We start from the raw sequence: 19,795 nt of genomic DNA on the forward strand, positions 1-19,795 counted from the left end.
TGATTGATGCTAATGATCCCTTGGGAGTTTAGCGATGACTTAATACTTGAACTGCCATTCTTGCGCCGAAAACAGGTCGACAGGCTTGTCCTGTTTGACTTGGTATATCACTCGATAGCTCAGCACCGCTTGCACGTATTCGCGGGTTTCGCGAAAGGGAATAGACTCTATAAAGGCGATAACATCCAATTGGCCATTACTCTCGTCGAGCCAGCGCGTCACTCGGTGGGGCCCAGCGTTATACGCGGCGGTAGCCAGCACGCGGTTATTATCGAAGCGCTCAAGCAGGCTGGCATAATATCGACTTCCCAGCTGGGTGTTGAATTGGACGTCATATAGGCTTTTTTTACCTAGGTATTTGAGGCCACTTTTATTGGCGGTTTCTTTAGCGGTTGCAGGCATGAGTTGCATCAGGCCTCTGGCTCCAACACCAGATGTGGCATAAGGGTAAAAAGCGGACTCTCGCCGTGCAATGGCTCTTAAATCGTCAATATCAACTTTCGCTTGTTGGCTAGCGATTTCAAAAGCGCGGTTTGCCGCAAACGGAAACCGCAGCGTCATGTCGTTCCATAATTTACCTTGAATGGTCGCTTGTACCGCTAAATCATCCCACTGGTTTTGCTCTGCCAGTAATGCGTATTGCGCCTGTAAGGGTGTATCGTGCCTGCCAAGCAGTAACACCCATTCGGCACGGGCATCGATAGTTTTATCTAAGGCTAATAACTCGGTCACTCGTGCAAGCCCTGGGTCATTGGTTAATGTGGTGGCTAAAGTGGCATCAAAAACGGTCGCCTGGTGTTGCAACTGCACTTGAGTGTTGAGTAAATAAGCCGCGCAGAAACCATAAAAATTCCGCTCCTTACTCAAGGTCGATAATAGTGTATTAGCCGTTTTTTCATCTTGGCTCAGTGCGCGTTTAGCTGCCCAAAATTGCCAACGGGATTTGGATTGTTTAGCGCTACTTAAACGAGGTAAATAATTGTCGATATTTTGCTGATCCTTATCTCGTATCGCCCAGCGTAAACGCAGCTCTTTAAGGTCGTCACTGTCAATTAAAGGCAGCAGGTTATCGACAAAAGGTTGCAGATCAAGATTTTGAGTTATCAGGGCGCGTCTGACCAAATAGTGACTGAGTTTACGTCCTTGATGCTCACTGAAACGACCCGCTTGCTGGTAAGTAACGTATAACTTGACGCTTTGCTGTAGATCTTGTTTGGCTAAGCGGCGTAATCCTGCATCGACAATGTCAGCATTAATCGGCGCAGACGCCATAAATTTTTGAGTGTGGCGCAGACGCTGCGGATCTTTATACACCGCCAAGAGTTGTTTCGCTTGGGTTTGATTATTGACCTTAGAGGCTAAGTAGCGCAGCAAGCTATATTGACCACTATTGAAGGCGAGTAACATACGTGACCAGACTAACGCTTGGGTGCGATAGCCGGCTTTTTCCCAAGCATGAAACAGTGGGTCGCAGGCTTTAGGGCGAGACTGGCCATAGAGCCACAATTGCTGTGCGCCTTGATAAGCCGTTTCAGATTGTTGTTGAGCCAAGTTAGCCCGATAAAAATAGCATTGCAGAGCCACATCACGTGGTGTTGTGGGTGAGATTTTCAGAAAATCTTGCCAGCGTTTATCTTGACCTGCAGCCAGTAAATAACGGTAACGGGCTGTCGCGTACAGTGGTGTATCTTGAAATCGCTCGAGTTGCCCCAGTGCTTGCTCTGCTGGTAACTGGAGCATATCGTCCAGCTTGGCGTGAAAGTCTAAATAAGGGGTCAGGGGATAACCTTCTAACTCTTGCCTAAGGGCGAGATAGCGCTCAGTATCACCTTTTGACAGTGCTGCCCTAGCATCGAGGTATTGCTGCTGTTGTGGCGTAAATGTGGTGCTATGAGCCGCAGCGCTGAGTAGCGCGGCGGCAAGGGCAAGAGAATAACAGTGACGTTGAGCGTGTCGGCGTAACCTCTTAAACATGTTAATGACCTCTATCACAATTAAATTATCCATTTTGGTGAAGCAAGCCGCTATGTTTAACAATCTCTATGTAACACTCACTGCTCTATCTCACTGTGCTATGTCATGTCACTGTTATTCGTCACTGTTAATCAAGGTTAACTGCTTTCATTCAAACTATGCCACGCTGGTGCTTGTTGATGACAGCTAGGATCTTAGATTAATTAAGCTTCATTTCGGCATTAGGGACACTTAAATGTTCGTCAAGCGCCTTATCAAGTAGCTGACTATCTAGCTGTTTTGAGGTGGTGACGCCAAGTTGCTGCATCTGGTGTGCTTGCCTAATCAGATTGCCTTTACCCGTACTGAGTTTGCCCATGGCGTTATTATAGCTCTTGTCTAATGAGTCGATGCTACGGCCAATACGTTCCATATCTTCAAGGTAACCACATAATTTGTCGTATATTTTACCCGCTTGTTTAGCAATACGTTGTGCATTTTGATTTTGATACTCATAGCGCCAAATATTATTAATGGTACGTAGGGCAACCAGTAAGTTGGTCGGGCTGACTAACATAATATTATTGTCTAAAGCATAGTTGATAAGCCCGGGTTCATGCTCTAACGCGAGTAAAAATGCAGGCTCTAGTGGAATAAACATTAGCACATAATCTAGGCTTGTTAATCCGTGTAGCTGTTGATAATCCTTTTGACTTAGTCCCTTGATGTGATTTCGAATCGAGTTGCAATGTTCTTTAATGGCGGCAGCTTTAGTCAGCTCATCGTCGCTATTGAAGTAGCGCTCATATGCCACAAGAGACATCTTTGCATCGATCACCACATCCTTATTTTCCGGTAGGTGCACGATCACATCTGGCTTAAAGCGCTGGCCTCGATCGTTTTTAAGATCTTGTTGAGTCTCATATTCGTGCCCTTCGCGGAGGCCGCTTTCTTGTAGCACTCGTTCAAGGATCACTTCGCCCCAATTGCCCTGTTGTTTATTATCGCCTTTTAAGGCTTTAGTCAGATTGATTGCATCTTGACTCATCTGCAGATTGAGGGCTTTTAACGATTCCAGTTGATGATTAAAAGCACTGCGCTCTGCCTGTTCAACCGTATAGGATTCTTGAACTTGCTTTCTAAATCCTTCAAGCTGCTGTTTAAAGGGAGACAGTACATTTGAAAGGTGTTGCTCACTTTGGTTTTGCAAATTTTGTGATTTGGCATCAAAAATTTTGTTAGCTAGATTTTCAAACTGTTGCGTTAACCGTGCTTCTGACTGATCCAGGTGAGCTATCTTGTCTTGCAGTGCCTGTTGCTCGGTTTCAAATTTGACCGTGAGGGTTTGCTGCATCGCATTGGCTTTTGATAATGCCAGTTGGGTTTCAAGCTGTTTGCGCTGAGCTTGTTGCAGCTGCACTTCCAGTTCGCTGGCACGCTGGGCTTGAGCTTGACTCATACCCAGTAAGCTAAGTTGATGGTCTAACTTTTGCTGTAACGCATTGTGTTGATCTTGCTTGTCGTCGAGACTGGCTTGCATAAACTCGAGCTCATGCTGACGATGTTGCATCTCTTGGGTATGCTCATCGATTAACTGCTGTTTTACTGCCTGCCATTTACTGCGGGTTAATTTTTGATTGAGTAATGCACCAATTAATAGGGATAATAATGCTACTGCTGCTAAAACAATGAGTTCGGGTAGAGTGAATGGGATGGCTGTTGGCATAAGGGAGACCTGTCTTTATCGATGGCATAAGCCTCTCACGAGCTGCTGTAGGGTTCAAGTACGCACTGGCTAAATGATTAACAATTAGTGGTTAAATATGTTTAATTGAAATTTTTTTGCGCGTATCTCTTTCTAATGGATTACAACGCACATATTGGTGAGGTTTCTTGTGGCGATAAATAAAACAACTAAACGTACCGTTAGCTCAAGCTGGAATGAAAAAGCGGCTCATGTGACACCCGAGGCGGTGTTTAATGACAGACGTAACATTATTAAAGCGCTGGGCCTTGGCGCGATAGGCGCCAGTATTCCTGGACAGGTGCAGGCGGGGATTTTTGACCTGTTCGGTAAGACAACATCCTCGACCCCCTTTGTGACGCGTCCGTTAAGTTTCAGCGCAAATGCTGCGTTTGGCCAAGGGGAAGTATTAACCCCTGAGCAGAAAGTGATCTCACATAATAATTTTTACGAATTTGGTACCAGTAAAACCGATCCTATTGATAATGCTCAGGGGTTTAAAGTTGACCCTTGGGTGTTGAAAATTGAGGGGTTAGTCGATACGCCATTGACGCTGGATCTTGATGATTTGACGCGCTTGTTGCCGTTAGAGGAGCGTATTTACCGGCTTCGTTGTGTTGAAGCTTGGTCTATGGTGATCCCTTGGGTAGGATTCTCGCTTGGGGCATTGCTGAAAAAGGCTGGGGTCAAGGCTGGGGCGACCCATGTGGCGTTTGAAACCTTGTTCGATCCTGATCAAATGCCGGGACAACGCAGTCGTTTAATGGGCGGCGGCATTCATTATCCTTACGTCGAAGGGTTACGCTTAGATGAAGCGATGAACGAGCTCGCCTTTATGGCGGTTGGTCTTTACGGCAAAACATTACCAGCGCAAAATGGAGCGCCCATTCGTTTAGTGGTGCCCTGGAAATACGGTTTTAAAAGCATTAAGTCAGTGGTGCGTATTCGCGTGATGGATAAACAACCGCCAACCAGTTGGAACCAGCTTGCGTCCCATGAATATGGTTTTTTTGCCAATGTGAATCCCGCGGTCGATCATCCAAGGTGGTCTCAAGCCACAGAGCGGCGTATTGGTGAAGGGGGGCTCTTCTCGGCGACGCGTATCGCCACATTACCTTTTAATGGGTATGGTGAGCAGGTCGCCCACCTCTATAAAAATATGGATTTAAAACAGTACTATTAATTTTGTAGCTTACAACTTTGTAGCTTAGTAATGTAATTGCTTAGCCTTCCGGTGGCAGTTGTTTGTCATGTGAAAGAGAGCGCTTGGCAAGCATGTTATATCATCAGGTGTTAGCCGCTATATATCCTTGGAGTGTTGTTTGTTGAGATTAAAAGCCAGCCATGTGATGGCAATTAAGTCGTTATTTCATCTACTGGCTCTGCTGCCCATAGGGTATTTGGTGTGGACGGTATTGGCCGGGCGTGCTGGTGGCGATCCGGTGCAGTACATTATTCATTTTACCGGGATGGGAGCATTAAACGCACTGCTGGCGGTGTTATTAGTCACCCCGGTTGCCAAACGGTTTAAGATCGGGGCAATAATTCAGACTCGGCGTTTATTAGGGCTGTATGTATTTGCCTATGCAACGCTGCATATCAGTGCATTTATCAGTTTAGATTTACTGTTTGAGTGGTCACTACTTGCCAGTGAAGTGGTTAAGCGCCCCTATATTCTTGTAGGAGCCAGTGGGTATGTACTGCTGTTGTTATTGGCTATGACCTCGGTCAATCGCGTGAAACGCAAAATGGGTCGTCGCTGGCAAACCTTACATAATGGGGTTTATCTAATTGCGATATTAGCGCCGATTCATTTTTATTGGTCGGTGAAGTCAGAAGTTATTGAGCCGAGTATCTACCTCATCCTGTTCAGTGCCTTACTTTTAGTTAGACTAAATTGGCGTCAGTTAAAAAAACGTTTTCAGGTGCGAGCCTGTTAAGCTTTGTTGCTTTGTTGCTTTGTTGCTTTGTTGCTTTGTTGCTTTGTTGCTTTGTTGCTTTGTTGCTTTGTTGCTTTGTTGCTTTGCACGATGCTGACAAAAGGGGTTAAGGTTGAAGCTGATCTGATGATTCAAGGTGAAGATTAATTAATTTTTTACTGGCCAGGTGACTAAAACAAAAGCTATTGCCCGCGACTTTTTTGGCCGCATACATATTTTCATCAGCCACTCTAATTAAGCGTAGACGGCAAATGTCATCGTTTGGATATACGGCAATGCCGATGCTAACGGTCAGATTGACCTGTGTTTCTTTATAGACAATAGCAGGTGATAAGTGGTCAATAATTTTCTCTATGACCATTTGCACCTCGTCTATTCCATTGATAGGCTCAAGCCAGACTACAAATTCATCTCCGCCTAAGCGACCACATATATCTGAACTCCTTAAGGTATGTTGTAAACGATTCGCAACCGTCACTAACACCTTGTCACCGACATCATGGCCAAGGGTATCATTGACCTGCTTAAATTTATCTAAGTCAATAAACAGCATTGCTGCTAAAGAGTGAGTTCGCTGACACCTTGCTAAGGCAGTATCAATTTGGCGCTCAAATGCGCTGCGCGAGTAAAGCCCTGTTAAGTCATCATGTTCTGCGACATATTTTAATCGCTCTGTCTGCAATGTAAGCTGCTTTGTTTGTGCATCAACCTCTTGCTGAAGAGCATCTTTCTTTACCGTCGTTTCAAAGAGCCGTTTGCTCATGGTGTTAAATTGTTGAGTGACCGTTGCCAACTCGTTTTTACTGTTGATCTTAATCTCGTTACCTAAGTCTCCTTGCGTCAAGCGAACAATGCCGGCGGTTAACCCTTGTAAGCTTTGATTAAAACTGTTTAGGGTCGAGATGGTTAATAATACTAATACCACTGAGCCTATGAGTAATACGAGCACCGCTACGAGCAGAATCAAAGCTTGTTGCTGGGCTGATTGGTCGAGTACTTGTCGTTGCAGTTTAGTCAACTCTTCACTCATGGTTTGTATGGTGATATTAAAGCGTGCAGTGAGCATACCATTGGCTGAGGTTATCCCTTGATGAGGTTGCGAAACAATATCATCGCTAGCAATGGATAATAGCGAGCTTAAGTTATTGACCATTCTGCGTAGGTTAAGTATGTAGACATTGTTACTTGGTTGCATAGGTTTAGCGATGGTTAATTGTTTTTTGAGTTGTAATAGCGCCGCTTCGGTTTGCATTAAAGCATCATTATCTTGAAACTCTTGCAATACCCACAAGCGGCTGCGCAATACTTCAACTGATTCGTCGAGTTCAATGATGTAGGTCAGCTTATCTAGGCTTTGTTGTTGTAATAATTTTAAGCCTGCAAACACAACTATAATGAGGGTTGTTAAGAATAAACTCAATATTAACATTAACTTAAGTCTTGTTTTTATCATCATTTCGCTACAGCTTCCCTAGTGAGTAATGGCCTGAGCCAGTGCAGAATCGTCTAGGTATAACCTAAAGTCGGGTAAGGGTTGTTTTGCTACTGCTTCACTGGCAACAGCCCAGCGCGCTTGGGTTTGCAGCATTGATAATAAAGAGTTATTTAGCGACAACCTAAAGATATAGTCGTTCCATGACCACTCCACAGCGGCTATGGACATATTGAGATAGTCACTAACAATTTGTTTAGCAAGTTCTGGTGACTGGATTATGAATTCTTGTGCTTCATTGAGTGCTTTAAGAATATTCACATGTTGCTCGTAATGCAGTGAACTGTTGATCTCATTACTGACTAAATTAAACGACAAGTTATAGGCGCCTTTACTAGGATATTGATAAATATCATCACCGGCCTGTTCAAATAGTCGATAGCCATAGGGTTCCCATACGGCAATGGCATCAACCTCTTTGGCTAACAGAGCAGGGCCTAATGCTTGGGCTGACATGTAGATCTTTTTGAAATTTAAATCCTCTTGTCCTGTGACGATTAATAACGAATCAGTAAAAAACTCGCTGGCACTGGCTTTTACGATGCCGATTTTTTTATGCTTAAGTTGATTGATATTACGATTATTATCAGTATTAAGCGTGAGCAGTTTAAGGTCATTATCGGATTCGGCAAAGCTGGCCAATAAACGAAAATCCTGACGGCTAAAACTATTGAACATCACCACAGACTCTGAGCTGGTGGCTAAATCGACATCGCCATTTATCATGGCATCAAAACACAGGTGCCCACCTGGCAAGGGCAGCAGTTCGACATTCACATTATGGCGATTAAATAGCCCTTGTTGCTTGGCTATTATTACAGGAGCACTGAGGGGCGTGGTTGATATCGCGATTCGAATCGTTGTTATTTGAGGTGATGATGAGGTGTTGGATAAGAACAAAGGTAGGGTAATACCTACGATAAGTGCTAACGCTATAATTATTCCTGTTGGCTTCATATTGCAGTCTCACCCTTTATTATCGAATTTTTATTATGGCGATATTTTTATTGTTTAAGCGCTCACTGGTAACGTTGCGCCGCCGTATCACAACAGATCGATATCTCAGTTAATCCAAGTAAGTGTAGTTAGATTTAACTAAAGGGGTAAAATATGTCACAGGTGTTTAACCCTTGAGTGGGGGGATTAATAGCGTTAGCGATAGACCTTTGTATGAAATAGCCGATGCACTGATAGTGAGTCTATGATGCCATGCAGGTGCATTGGTTATCATGCGGTGAGTCATGGCCTTGTAACATTGACCTTGTAATATTGATTAACCATTAGCCATTAGCCATTAGCCATTAGCCATTAACATTTGTGTTAACTAAGCCGCTATCGCAGATCAACATAATGGGTGGCATCAATGGATGGGGAAATGCCCAAGTGTCTTGTATCACAAAACTTAACGATGAAATATTAGACTGAATGTGATCAGTATACTGTCTAGTTTCAATAGGACTTAATCGATACGCACTTTAATATGCGGGTAATAGGGCGTTTTATTATGGTTTAAAGCGTACTTACTTCCATAGTGACATACCTATGATAGGCGACTGACATAGCATTCCATGAATGGGTAAGGAAGAGGCGACTCAGGTGATATCGTGAGCTAGATATAATAGTAATTACTGGGTTACAAATGGTAATAATAGTGGTCAATCATAATGTTCATTAACATAATGGCACCCATTAATTAGGCTATTATCTGCATTCTAGTTTAACAATTGAACAAGCTAATTTTTAGTGCTCTTATTCAGTGCTCTTAATGTCACTACTCTGAGTTTCACTACTATGATTTTCAGTACCCTCAGTACCCTCAGTACTCTTAGGCTTTAGCTATCAGCTTTAGTCATCTGAACCTTAGCAAGGCGTCAATTAGTTATGCTGCATGCACTCACATCACGGTTATGCTAATTACCGTGATGATTGCGGGTTGAGAGCATAGGTTAACTCTTCTGCTGGCGCATAATCTCTACAACTTCATCAAATGAGAGGTTGTATTGACGTGATAGATTAATGATTTTGGATTTATAAGTTTGGATGTTTTCTTTTTTAGCCTGCTTATATTCTTCTTCATCGACCAATTTATTGACCACAGCTTGTAACGTGGTTAACCGGCGTAAATTATAATTAAGCGACTTAAGGTACGTTTCCATTTGGTTGGCATTACGAGCGTTCTCTAATCCGCTGGTTTGCTTCTTTTCGTAGCCGTATTCGTCGAGAGCCGAGATGGCATCTTGTAGATCAAAATTATCAGTCATGTTATCTCAAGTAGATCGATAGTAAGGGAAATAAAATCAATGTCACCCACAATCCTACAACTGAATATGCCACAGAGATAGGGTCTGTTAGGGATTTCGACTAATTATAGATTGTTAATAGATATTCTAAAACTACTTAATTGTAAATTTATCTCATGTTCATTTTAATGTTGCCTTGCTATAGTAACTTATTCATTTTATTGATGCACGGAGGCGCATATGCTTGACTTACTGCCCGATCTTTTCGACCTTTATGAGTCGGATTTATCTTTACTTTCACCTCATTATCGCCAATTTGGTCAGAAATCCATATTTTGGGGTGAGGTGGTGACTGTTAAATGTTTTGAGGATAACTCTAAAGTTAAACAGATATTATCCCAGCCCGGTGAGGGCAAAATATTAGTAGTTGATGGTGGTGCATCCACAAGACGTGCGTTATTGGGGGATATGATAGCCCAAAATGCAGTAGATAATGGGTGGAGTGGCATTGTCATTAATGGATATGTTCGTGATGTGGCTGCATTGAAACAGATGCCGATAGGGATCCAGGCATTAGGAGCTAATCCGATAAAAACGGATAAACGCGACATAGGGGATGTTAATGTCCCATTAGAGATAGACCGCGTTATAATTAAACCCGGCATGATGCTTTACGCCGATGATAATGGTATTGCGGTGTCGTCAAAACGACTCGAATTACCTCTAGAGTATTAAGCGTATCGCTATCTATTCATTCACCAGATGGAACCTGTTATGAAATTTATTAAATGGTTGCTACTTGCTGTCGTTGCATTATTTATTGTACTGGCCCTATATTTAACCGTGATATTTGACCCTAATGATTTTAAGCCGCAAATTGTCGATGCGGTAAAAAAACAAACGGGGCGGGATTTACTCATCAATCAAGATTTAAGTTGGACCTTTTTCCCTGCCATAGGTATTTCTTTGGGTGACATTACCCTGTCTAATCCGCAAGGGTTTGAACACTCAACCATGGTTAGTGTTGATGGCATTGTGGCTGAGGTTGCACTATTGCCCTTGCTCAGTAAAGAGGTGGATATTGCGCAGCTGAATTTAGACGGTTTAACCGTTAACCTTGATACCTATAAAGATGGTCGTAGCAGTTTTGATGGCTTAACTTCGACTAAGAATAAGCAAGCCGATGACGCGGCCAGCGAACAGGCTCCAGCCAATGTGCAACTGAGTCGTCTCAATATTGGCGGCGTCGCCATTACCAATTCTCAAATTAATTTATATGATGAGGCGAGCGGCAAGGTTCAAGTCTTCAGCCTTGATGAACTTAATTTAGGTGTGTTTTCATTGGGGCAGCTAGCGGATTTGTCATATAAGTTTAGTGCCAGCATGCCTGATGTGAAATTGGTTAGCGAAGGCGCTGGTCAATTAACCGTGTCTGAAGATCTTAAGCAAATTAGCTTAAGTGATTTTGCCGTCAACAATACCATCAAAGGCGCAGGTATCCCCAATAAAGCAATGACCGTTGATTTAATGACTCAAGTGACGGTCAACACCCAAGATAAACAAGTCGCGCTTATGCTTGAACGTTTGGCGATCGACTCAATTACTGCTAGCGGTAAATTCGATATTCACTATGGTACTGCGGTGCCTAATGTGATTGCGTCTCTGGCATTTGATGATATTAACCTCGATAACTTGCTACCTAAGAGTGAAGCGGGTGAGGTCACTGAGGCGACTCAAGCAGCAGAGACTAAACAACAGGAGCCCGATCTTGCAGGCCTGAAGGCGGTTAACTTAGCCTTAGATTTGAGCATCAAATCGATTGTGGTTAATAATTTGACCACCAATAATTGGCTAATGAAGCTGGTGTTAAAAGAGGGTGTATTGGATGTTAAGCAGCTATCGGCTGAACTTTATCAAGGCACCTTAACCTCATCGGCACGTCTCGATGGACGTCAAGCGGTGGCCAACTATCGTTTTGACAGTAAGATCTCTGGCGTGAAAGTACGGCCGTTATTGACCGCTGCCGCAGATGTCGATTTGTTAGCGGGTACCGCCAATTTTAGTATTGCGGGTAACGGACAAAGTTTAATTAGTGACAATATTAAACGTAATCTAATTGCTAAAGGTCAATTTAGTGTGACCGACGGTGCGCTCTATGGGGTGAATATCCCGCAAATGCTTCGTGATGCTAAAGCAAAGTTAAGCGGCGATCTTAATGCGACATCAACAGGTGAGAAAAAAACCGACTTCACCAGCCTAACGGGCAGTTTTTCACTGGCAAAAGGGGTGTTCAATAACCCTGATCTGGCGATGGCCTCACCACTTATTCGCCTCAGTGGCAAAGGTGATGCCAATATTATTACCCAAGCGCTAGATTATAAGTTGACAACATCTGTAGTCGGGTCTCTTGAAGGTCAAGGTGGAAATGAACGTGATGCCTTACATGGTGTTGAAATTCCTTTTGCGATAACCGGAACCATGACCGAGCCCGAGTTTAAACTTGATACGGCGGCCTTGTTTGATGCCAAATTAAAACAAGAAACGGATAAAGTGAAAGACAAGCTCAAAGATGAACTGTTTAAAAAACTAGGAGGATTCTAATGCTGAAGACTTCAGTCATATCTCTGCCCTTGTTACTCTTTATTACGGGCTGCGCTTATGCTGAACAGCCTGTTAAACCAGCTGCAGTTTCTGCAGAGGTACGCGCAACAGAGCAGGCAAGCAGTGTAAACGTGGTGAAAGGCCAGTCTCCGTTTGCCGATCGCAAGGCGATTGACCATCCTACAACTGAGCGACCAATGGATCCTAAAATGCCTCAAAAGAGTTTATTTAAAGGTGAGTTGACTTCGACGTTAACCGATAAAGGCCTTAAAGTGACCCTAACGGTGAGTAATCCCAATGATTACGGCGTGCCAATTCAATATCGTTCAGGCATGACAGCGGATCTCTGGGTTGTCGATGCCGATGGCAATCGCTTGTGGGCATGGTCCAATGAGATGATGTTTACTCAAGCGTTGAGAGATGTCGTCATTGCGCCACATCAGCAGGTTAAGGCTAATTTTATGATCCCAGCGGCACAGTTAGCGGGTTTTCCCCCAGGTGCGATGCTTCTAGCACGTTATGACGGTGTAGCAACCGAGTCTAGCGAGCAACAGGTGGCATTGACGGATATTACCGTGCCATTGGCTCGATAGTGTTTACGCCAAAGGTAATTCAAGCTGAGGTGTGAACATTTAGTTAATTCGTGATGGTAATTCAAGATGGTGAGTCAAGATTGCCCACAGCCCAAAATGAAGTGGTTCATTAAGCTTGATAAAGTAAAAAAGCGATGCCTAAGGCATCGCTTTTTTTGTATGCATCATTTTCTGTTTTAGACTCTGGAGCGGGTGACATCAACATGCACAGTTAACTTTTGCCCTGGCTGTAAATACTTTTCCCCAGAGAGATTATTCCACTGCACTAATTGATTAACCTGTACCTTAAATTTAGCGGCAATTTTTGCCAGTGAATCGCCACTGCGAACGGTATAGTTGACGGTACGAGTAACACTGCTTTTATTGCTTTGTTGCCAAATGACTAAGGTCTTGCCGAGTTTTAATGGATCTTTTGGCGCCATCGCATTCCACTTGGCAAGGCTCGACACCTTAACATTATGGGCTTTGGCTATTTTCCAAAAAGAGTCACCAGGTTTAACGGTATAGTTAAGCTTGATACCTTTGCCACTGCGAGATTGCTGTTGTTGCAAGCGCTGTTCTGCCGACAATAGGTATTGCGAGGGATCTTTCGCCGCGACGGGGATCAACAGATGCTTGCCAGCAATGATCGTATTGCTTTGCATATCGTTAACGGCGCGCAGTGCCGCTGGTGTGGTGTTGTAGCGCTCGGCAATCTTGCCTAAGCTGTCTCCTGATTTAATCTTATAACGTTGCCATGTAAGGCGATCTGCGGCCTCGCTTTGAGAAAGCACTATTTCAAATGCTTCGGCTTTATCGATTGGCAACACTAATTTGTGTGGCCCTTGTGGCGCAGTGGCCCATTGGTTAAAACCTGGATTAAGCGAATGCAGTTCATTAAGTGTCATATCTGCCATTTTCGCCGCGAGTGCCAAGTCGATTTGGCTGCCTATTTCAACCACTTTAAGTTGTGGCTGGTTAGGGATTGGGTGCAGTTCAATGCCATATGCTTCGGCGTTGTTAATGACATCGGCTAAAGCAATTAACTGTGGCACATAACGCTCGGTCTCACGCGGTAAATCAAGCGACCAGAAGTCACTGGACATCCCTTTACGTTGGTTGCGCTTAATGGCATTAAGCACTCGACCTTCGCCTGTGTTATAGGCCGCAATGGCGTATAACCAATTTTGATGGGTTTTTTGGTAAAGGTATTCCATCATATCGAGTGCCGCGGTGGTCGCCGCTGGCACATCGCGGCGGCCGTCGTACCACCAGTTCATCTCTAAGCCAAAATATTTAGCCATTGGCGAGGTAAATTGCCATAGGCCAGATGCGGCACCATGGGAATAGGCAAAGGGGTCAAACGCACTTTCAACTATAGGCAACAAGGCTAGCTCTATAGGCAAGTTACGCTTTTCAATTTCCTCAACAATCAAGTACATAAAGGGTTCAGCACGCTCAGAGACGCGAGCTAGGTGTTGTGGATGCTTGATATACCAATCGCGATATTGCTTAACCAGTTTTTGATCCGGCACCGGCATGGTGAGCCCTAAGCGGATACGTTGCCAGACATCGGTGACCACGACAGGCTCAGGTTGCTCCGCAGTGGGTTTAACAAGCGGGGTTACAGGCGTTTCAACCTGTGATGGTAGCGGTGTTACGGGTTGTACGGTTAAGTGCTGACAACCAGCAAGCAGGGAAAACCCTGCCGCCATCAGGACAAGTGGTAAGCGCATTAAACATTATTCCTTACAGATATGTCCCAGTATCGTACCTCGGATGAGAAGGGGGGACTTAATTAGCGCGCTATTGTAAATGATTTCCTAGAAGTTGTCTTTCCATTGCCTAAGAAGCGTGAAACTGGTGGTTTTATCCTGGATAGGTTGTTGAAATTGCTTGTTGAGAGATTGCTGTATCTTGGGGTCATCAGCACGCAAAAAGGGATTAATTGCATTTTCATGGGCGATAGTGGTGGGGAGTGTTGGACGATTTACTGCTCGATATTGCTGTGCTTGTTGAACATAGGTGTGTAGCGCACTATTGCTCGGGTCAACCGTCAAAGCAAAGCGTAAATTGGCCAATGTATATTCATGGGCCGGATAAACAAGGGTGTCGCCATTGAGCTGACTGAGTAAGGTCAACGAGCTCAACATTTGCTCAGGTGTGCCTTCAAATAACCGACCACACCCGCCGCTGAATAAGGTGTCACCACAGAACAGGTGCGAGCCTATATGGTAGGCGATGTGCCCTAAAGTGTGTCCCGGTAAGTGAAAAATCGCCACTGGTGTATTAATGCCCTCTAAGGTGATCGCGCTAGTGGCTTGAGTGATGTTGTCAGTTATGCCCGCGATGTTTTCGCTTGCGGGGCCATAAACCTTCAACATCTGGTTAAAGTGTTGCTGCAACTGAGCAATACCGCCAGTATGATCATGGTGATGATGAGTGATCAAAATACCTGTTAATTCAAGTTGATGTTCGGTCAAATACGCGATGACAGGCTGGGCATCACCAGGATCGACCACATAGCAATGGCGTGAGTCTGGCGATTTGATCAGCCATATATAGTTGTCGTCAAAGGCTAAAATAGGAGTAACTGAAATCATAATAATGGGTGCCTCAAAAAAGTGTGTCAGCTTGAGTAGTTTAATGAGCGAGGCTATTGCGTGTATAGTCCTTTAACGATTTAATACAAAATATTGATTTATAAAGATCGCATTTAATAAAACGGCAAGACTTACCCCATTGATACCACTTGTTGCAAAACGGGAGCGCATTGTGTTTATAACGGCCAGCAAACCACAGCGATGGCAAGACCTGCCTAATGGTCAATGGTTGCAAGAGGCCATTGAAGATAAGCTGGCGCCATGGTGGCCTAAAGTGTTTGGCTATCATCTGCTCAACCTTGGTTCACTCAGCGCCGGGATAGATAAACCCAATTTACCCGTTGGCAAAACATTTTCTATCGCGCCCGAGGGCGAGGCATCGCTGGCTGGTCATTACAGTGAATTACCCATCCAAAATGGGGTTATTGATGCAGCGGTATGCAGTTTTTTACTCGACTTTGAAACTAACCCTTACAGCGTACTGCGCGAAACCGATCGTGTATTAATTTCAGGCGGCTATCTGTTTATTGTCGGTTTTAACCCGTTAAGTCCGGCTATTTTGGGGAAAATACTGCCCCGTTATCAAGAGCGGCTCCCTTGGTCTGGCCGATTTTTTACTCCAGCGCGGGTGAAAGACTGGCTGGGATTGCTGGGTTATCAAGTGGTAGGTGATGAGCGGCTTGCCTATCACCATTTGATGACAGATATCACAGATGAAAGCATTTGGCAGCACGCTCTGCAAGCCTGGTTGCCTGGTAGCGGCGCCGTGTACATTCTAGTGGCGCGTAAATTAGAAACGCCTTTGACTCCCATCGCCGATCGTCAGCGAGTGCGCCAACCCAATTGGTCGGCAGCGCCAACCGCTGGCCGTAATGGGCCTTTGCGGGTTTATGATAATGATAAAGAGTGAATAAATGAGAATCACCCTAAAGCAACTGATGATTTTTGAGGCAGTTGCACGCAGTGGTCAAGTTGCAAGAGCCGCTGAGCTCGTCAATTTGTCGGCTCCAGCGACCTCAATGGCACTGGCCGAACTGGAAAAGCAGCTCGATACGCGTCTGTTTGAACGGGTCGGAAATCGATTACGCCTTAATGCTCAAGGCAGTTTGTTATTACCCTTAGCCACTGAAGCCTTACAAAAAGTAGAACAGATTGAACAACTGTTTTCATCGCCAGAGGCTTCTTTGAGCGGTACCTTAAATGTGGCCGCCAGCTCGACCATTGGTAATTATCTGTTGGCGAAAAGTGCCGTGGCGTTTTGCCAGCAATTTACCTCATCAATGGTGGATCTTAATATCACCAATACTCAAGCAGTAATCAAAGCGGTATTGGAGTTTAGCGTTGAAGTGGGTTTTATCGAGGGGCAATGTTTAGACAGCCGTATTAAAGTTGAGGCATGGCATAAAGATAAACTGTTGGTATTTTGTCATCCAGGGCATCCACTGGCAGGGCAGCAGGTAGAGCCTGAGCAGGTGCGTGGCCAGCATTGGGTGATGCGTGAATCTGGCTCGGGTACGCGCGATTATTTTATCAATGCGGCGAATATGCTCGATCTGCAGCCGATTGAAAAATTCAGTTTTTCTACCCCAGATGCGATTAAACAAGCAGTGAGGCAAGGTGCAGGCCTTGCGGTATTGTCGGAGCTGACGTTAGAGAAAGAGTTAAATCGTAAAGAGTTGGCGGTGATTGAAGTCAATGGTTTAACCCTAGCGCGGCAGTTTTACCGCATTAGGCACAAGAGCCGTAACCCGAGTGCCCTTTGTGATGCATTTGATCATTTTAGTCAGCGATTTTTAAATATCGCCCCTTGATACAGGTCGCCGATCACTGGGCGTTATCGATATATCCTTTATCTACTTGCGTGGGTTTGGCTTCGGCGGCGAGACGTGCCAAGGTGTCGCAGCGCTCGTTTTCTAGGTGACCAGCGTGGCCTTTAACCCAGCGCCACTCAATCTGGTGAGATTGAGTGGCGGTATCCAGGCGTTGCCATAAATCGATATTTTTTACTGGTTGTTTACTGGCGGTGAGCCAGCCGCGTTTTTTCCAGCCGTGGATCCATTGGGTTATCCCTTGGCGCATGTACTGGCTGTCGCTGGTTAGGATAATATTGCATGGCTCATGCAGTGCTTCTAGGGCGATGATCGGCGCCAGCAGCTCCATGCGATTATTGGTGGTGAGGGCAAAACCATCGGCAAGTTCTTTCACATGGGCCTTATATTTCATTACCACGCCATACCCACCGGGGCCGGGATTTCCTAAGCAAGATCCATCGGTGAAGATTAACAGTTGTTTCAGTCCAGTCATCAAGTTGCTACCATAGCGAATAATCTGGGCAGTATACCCAAAAATGTTAGATAAAAGCGGTCGTAAACATGAATCTTATCTCTAGCGCAAAGCGCCAAGTTATTCTCGATACCGAAACTACCGGTATGAACCAAGGTGCTGGTGCCATTTATTTTGGGCATCGTATTATTGAAATTGGTTGTGTTGAGGTGATTAACCGCAAGCTCACGGGGCGTCACTATCATGAATATATCAATCCGATGCAGGCGATTGATGAAGAGGCGATAGCCGTTCACGGCATCACCAATGAATTTGTCGCCAATAAACCGGTATTTGCACAAATCTCACAATCCTTTATCGATTTTATTGCTGGCGCTGAAATCGTGGCACATAACGCTAACTTCGACGTTAGCTTTATGGACCATGAGTTTTCGCTATTACAGCCAAAAGGACCTAAAACCAGTGATATTTGTCAGATCCTCGATTCGCTCGAACTGGCCAAATTTTTACATCCTGGGCAAAAAAATAACCTAGATGCATTATGTAAACGCTATGGCATAGATAACTCTCGCCGCGATCTCCATGGCGCATTACTCGATGCCGAGATTTTGGCCGACGTCTACCTCATCATGACGGGTGGCCAAACTAAGTTTGAGTTGTCTAATGAAAAACCGGGGCAAGAGGGTGGCGGAATTCAGCGTTTAGCGCCTAATCGCGTAAAACTTAAAGTGATCTCAGCTGCGGCCGATGAACTAACTATGCATGAAAAAAGGTTAGATTTAGTTGAAAAATCAGGGCAATGTATTTGGCGAGGATAAGCGTCATCCTATGAAAAAATGGTTAACATCCATCAGTGTGACATTGATGCTGGGTTTGGCTAGCATCAATGTCGGCGCACAAGTGGTCGATTCGACTTATGCTAAAGCATTAAAAAATCGCTTTCGAATTGATCATATGGTCGATGAGGTAACCTTGTTTATACAACGTGATTACGGTAGCTCACCTGTAATTGTGGTGCTACCCGATGGGTCTAAATGGTATCAGTCGCGTCATCCTGAGTCTGTTAAATGGGCCGATGGTTTAAGTGGCGACATCATCACCATCAAAGATCCCATGCCCGGCCCATGGCAACTGTTAGGCCAGGTGGTGCAGGGGTCAACAGTTGAGCAAGTCTCCAAGCTGAATATCGATGTTCAGCCATTACCACAGCCGGTTTATCAAGGAGAGCGCCTTAAAGTTGTCGCCAAGTTAATGGGCGATGAGCAGCGCATGCGCATGCCTGGGCTTGATTATCTCGTCAATTGGACTGTGCGTTTTGTCAGTGAACATCGCCCAGGAGACGCAAACTTTGCCGAAGGCACCTTAATTGTGGGCAGTTATAAAGATAATGGCGAACAATTTGATGAGCAACCCGATGATGGGGTGTTTACCAGCGAGATCAATTTAACCCAGCCTTGGGGCCATTACCGCTTTCAAGTGACGGCAGAAAATAATATTTTCAACCGCGAGTTTCGTCGTAACTTTGTGTTGTCACCTATGCCCATAACCTTACAGATAATTGAACCAGACGATCATCTTAATGGACGTTGGCAATTGCAATTGGCAGTGGATGATAGCCAGCTGGCGCTAGAGACGACCCATTTTGAGTTTGAACTGGTCGGCCCCGCTGGGATGAGGTTAAACTTGCCGCTGCGGAGTATCACGCAAAAAAACGTTGAGCTGCAACTGCCTAAAGTCACCGAATTTGGTAGTTATCGAATTAAGGGCTCAGCGGTATCCACTACCCTCAGTGGACGTGAAGTGGTACTTAAACTACCTGAACAATTTTTTAATTTAGTTCCGCCGCCTGCACCTATGCCAACGCCAGAAGAGTTAGCCGCCATCGCCGCCCAAAAAGCCGCCCTTGCTGAAGCAAAAGCGAAAGATGATGCGTTATTTTGGATAATGACCATTAACGGCACCTTGTTGATACTAGGCCTCATCGGTTTAGTCGTGTGGCGCAAACGGCAAAATTTGCACCGTGCTTTGGCCGTAACCGAAGCGCGTTTAGCGCAAGAGCGGACTCAAGATATAGGGCCAACACTGGACGAAATAGACTTATCAATGCCAGAAGATCAGCCAGCAGATAAGACAGAAAGTAATCGATAAAGTCTAAATTGATGATTTTTTAACTAATCAAATCGTTTTGTTAAAATAATGATTGACGAGGGTTTATCGCCTCAGTAATATGCATCGCAACTTGATGTGGAGCGGTAGTTCAGTTGGTTAGAATACCGGCCTGTCACGCCGGGGGTCGCGGGTTCGAGTCCCGTCCGCTCCGCCAATCAAGTGCCTAATTTAGAATGTAATATTAGTTGTTTTAAGATT

At 44.8% G+C, this 19,795-nt stretch carries 17 protein-coding genes and 1 tRNA gene; 10 read left to right on the plus strand and 8 right to left on the minus strand.

What is annotated here, in order from left to right; genetic code table 11:
* Positions 1-39: 39 nt before the first annotated feature.
* Both AC0VXX_RS08565 and rmuC read right to left on the minus strand, forming a co-directional pair.
* Positions 40-1,974: a transglycosylase SLT domain-containing protein gene (locus AC0VXX_RS08565; protein WP_475516763.1), complete on the minus strand. Its 1,935-nt coding sequence runs from the start codon at positions 1,972-1,974 to the stop codon at positions 40-42.
* Positions 1,975-2,173: 199 nt separating this feature from the next.
* Entirely contained in the window at positions 2,174-3,679 is a 1,506-nt protein-coding gene (gene rmuC / locus AC0VXX_RS08570; protein WP_475516764.1) for a DNA recombination protein RmuC, read from the minus strand.
* 169 nt (positions 3,680-3,848) lie between these two features.
* Here rmuC and msrP point away from each other — a divergent pair, with 169 nt between their 5' ends.
* Both msrP and msrQ read left to right on the plus strand, forming a co-directional pair.
* Positions 3,849-4,880, plus strand: coding sequence for a protein-methionine-sulfoxide reductase catalytic subunit MsrP (msrP, locus tag AC0VXX_RS08575; protein WP_475516765.1), 1,032 nt, complete (start codon positions 3,849-3,851; stop codon positions 4,878-4,880).
* A 139-nt stretch (positions 4,881-5,019) separates the two neighbouring features.
* Positions 5,020-5,637, plus strand: coding sequence for a protein-methionine-sulfoxide reductase heme-binding subunit MsrQ (gene msrQ / locus AC0VXX_RS08580; RefSeq protein WP_475516766.1), 618 nt, complete (start codon positions 5,020-5,022; stop codon positions 5,635-5,637).
* Positions 5,638-5,743: 106 nt separating this feature from the next.
* Here msrQ and AC0VXX_RS08585 read toward each other — a convergent pair whose 3' ends face one another.
* The 3 genes from AC0VXX_RS08585 to AC0VXX_RS08595 form a co-directional block, all read right to left on the minus strand.
* Complete coding sequence (locus tag AC0VXX_RS08585; RefSeq protein WP_475516767.1) at positions 5,744-7,093, minus strand: HAMP domain-containing protein; 1,350 nt, start codon at positions 7,091-7,093, stop codon at positions 5,744-5,746.
* Between the two features lie 15 nt (positions 7,094-7,108).
* Positions 7,109-8,086 (minus strand): ABC transporter substrate-binding protein, encoded by a 978-nt coding sequence (locus AC0VXX_RS08590; RefSeq protein WP_475516768.1) that lies wholly within the window; start codon positions 8,084-8,086, stop codon positions 7,109-7,111.
* Positions 8,087-9,075: 989 nt separating this feature from the next.
* A complete protein-coding gene (locus AC0VXX_RS08595) occupies positions 9,076-9,390 on the minus strand; it encodes a hypothetical protein (protein ID WP_475516769.1) in 315 nt (104 codons plus the stop codon).
* 219 nt (positions 9,391-9,609) lie between these two features.
* Between AC0VXX_RS08595 and AC0VXX_RS08600 the strand changes: the two genes are divergently transcribed.
* From AC0VXX_RS08600 to AC0VXX_RS08610, 3 genes are read left to right on the plus strand one after another with little or no spacing between them, the layout of a single operon-like run.
* On the plus strand, positions 9,610-10,104 hold the full coding sequence (locus AC0VXX_RS08600; protein ID WP_475516770.1) for a putative 4-hydroxy-4-methyl-2-oxoglutarate aldolase: 495 nt from the start codon (positions 9,610-9,612) through the stop codon (positions 10,102-10,104).
* A 39-nt stretch (positions 10,105-10,143) separates the two neighbouring features.
* A complete protein-coding gene (locus AC0VXX_RS08605; RefSeq protein WP_475516771.1) occupies positions 10,144-11,970 on the plus strand; it encodes an AsmA family protein in 1,827 nt (608 codons plus the stop codon).
* On the plus strand, positions 11,970-12,563 hold the full coding sequence (locus AC0VXX_RS08610) for a BsuPI-related putative proteinase inhibitor (protein WP_475516772.1): 594 nt from the start codon (positions 11,970-11,972) through the stop codon (positions 12,561-12,563). Before AC0VXX_RS08605 ends, AC0VXX_RS08610 begins: the two co-directional genes overlap by 1 nt.
* A 176-nt stretch (positions 12,564-12,739) precedes the next feature.
* Here AC0VXX_RS08610 and AC0VXX_RS08615 read toward each other — a convergent pair whose 3' ends face one another.
* On the minus strand, positions 12,740-14,278 hold the full coding sequence (locus tag AC0VXX_RS08615) for a LysM peptidoglycan-binding domain-containing protein (RefSeq protein WP_475516773.1): 1,539 nt from the start codon (positions 14,276-14,278) through the stop codon (positions 12,740-12,742).
* Positions 14,279-14,365: 87 nt separating this feature from the next.
* Entirely contained in the window at positions 14,366-15,145 is a 780-nt protein-coding gene (gloB, locus tag AC0VXX_RS08620) for a hydroxyacylglutathione hydrolase (protein ID WP_475516774.1), read from the minus strand.
* A 172-nt stretch (positions 15,146-15,317) separates the two neighbouring features.
* Between gloB and AC0VXX_RS08625 the strand changes: the two genes are divergently transcribed.
* Together AC0VXX_RS08625 and AC0VXX_RS08630 are read left to right on the plus strand one after the other, a co-directional pair.
* On the plus strand, positions 15,318-16,055 hold the full coding sequence (locus AC0VXX_RS08625; RefSeq protein ID WP_475516775.1) for a methyltransferase domain-containing protein: 738 nt from the start codon (positions 15,318-15,320) through the stop codon (positions 16,053-16,055).
* 4 nt (positions 16,056-16,059) lie between these two features.
* On the plus strand, positions 16,060-16,956 hold the full coding sequence (locus AC0VXX_RS08630; RefSeq protein ID WP_475516776.1) for a LysR substrate-binding domain-containing protein: 897 nt from the start codon (positions 16,060-16,062) through the stop codon (positions 16,954-16,956).
* 13 nt (positions 16,957-16,969) lie between these two features.
* On the opposite strand, the gene rnhA is transcribed toward AC0VXX_RS08630, so the two are convergent.
* Positions 16,970-17,449 (minus strand): ribonuclease HI, encoded by a 480-nt coding sequence (gene rnhA, locus AC0VXX_RS08635; RefSeq protein WP_475516777.1) that lies wholly within the window; start codon positions 17,447-17,449, stop codon positions 16,970-16,972.
* 68 nt (positions 17,450-17,517) lie between these two features.
* Between rnhA and dnaQ the strand changes: the two genes are divergently transcribed.
* From dnaQ to AC0VXX_RS08650, 3 genes are all read left to right on the plus strand, one after another.
* On the plus strand, positions 17,518-18,246 hold the full coding sequence (gene dnaQ, locus AC0VXX_RS08640) for a DNA polymerase III subunit epsilon (RefSeq protein WP_475516778.1): 729 nt from the start codon (positions 17,518-17,520) through the stop codon (positions 18,244-18,246).
* A gap of 46 nt (positions 18,247-18,292) precedes the next feature.
* Positions 18,293-19,576 (plus strand): TIGR03503 family protein, encoded by a 1,284-nt coding sequence (locus tag AC0VXX_RS08645; protein ID WP_475516977.1) that lies wholly within the window; start codon positions 18,293-18,295, stop codon positions 19,574-19,576.
* Between the two features lie 98 nt (positions 19,577-19,674).
* Positions 19,675-19,751 (plus strand) — tRNA-Asp (locus AC0VXX_RS08650).
* The last annotated feature ends 44 nt before the right edge of the window (positions 19,752-19,795 follow it).

The sequence above is a fragment of the Shewanella sp. QJM3NY_23 genome, assembly GCF_056173105.1.

Excerpts from the sequence above, each read along its gene's own strand:
- AC0VXX_RS08565 (WP_475516763.1), bottom strand. The coding sequence starts at position 1,974 with ATGTTTAAGAGGTTACGCCGACACGCTCAACGTCACTGTTATTCTCTT.
- rmuC (WP_475516764.1), bottom strand. The coding sequence starts at position 3,679 with ATGCCAACAGCCATCCCATTCACTCTACCCGAACTCATTGTTTTAGCA.
- AC0VXX_RS08585 (WP_475516767.1), bottom strand. The coding sequence starts at position 7,093 with ATGATGATAAAAACAAGACTTAAGTTAATGTTAATATTGAGTTTATTC.
- AC0VXX_RS08590 (WP_475516768.1), bottom strand. The coding sequence starts at position 8,086 with ATGAAGCCAACAGGAATAATTATAGCGTTAGCACTTATCGTAGGTATT.
- AC0VXX_RS08595 (WP_475516769.1), bottom strand. The coding sequence starts at position 9,390 with ATGACTGATAATTTTGATCTACAAGATGCCATCTCGGCTCTCGACGAA.
- AC0VXX_RS08600 (WP_475516770.1), top strand. The coding sequence starts at position 9,610 with ATGCTTGACTTACTGCCCGATCTTTTCGACCTTTATGAGTCGGATTTA.
- AC0VXX_RS08605 (WP_475516771.1), top strand. The coding sequence starts at position 10,144 with ATGAAATTTATTAAATGGTTGCTACTTGCTGTCGTTGCATTATTTATT.
- AC0VXX_RS08610 (WP_475516772.1), top strand. The coding sequence starts at position 11,970 with ATGCTGAAGACTTCAGTCATATCTCTGCCCTTGTTACTCTTTATTACG.
- AC0VXX_RS08615 (WP_475516773.1), bottom strand. The coding sequence starts at position 14,278 with ATGCGCTTACCACTTGTCCTGATGGCGGCAGGGTTTTCCCTGCTTGCT.
- gloB (WP_475516774.1), bottom strand. The coding sequence starts at position 15,145 with ATGATTTCAGTTACTCCTATTTTAGCCTTTGACGACAACTATATATGG.
- AC0VXX_RS08630 (WP_475516776.1), top strand. The coding sequence starts at position 16,060 with ATGAGAATCACCCTAAAGCAACTGATGATTTTTGAGGCAGTTGCACGC.
- rnhA (WP_475516777.1), bottom strand. The coding sequence starts at position 17,449 with ATGACTGGACTGAAACAACTGTTAATCTTCACCGATGGATCTTGCTTA.
- dnaQ (WP_475516778.1), top strand. The coding sequence starts at position 17,518 with ATGAATCTTATCTCTAGCGCAAAGCGCCAAGTTATTCTCGATACCGAA.
- AC0VXX_RS08645 (WP_475516977.1), top strand. The coding sequence starts at position 18,293 with ATGCTGGGTTTGGCTAGCATCAATGTCGGCGCACAAGTGGTCGATTCG.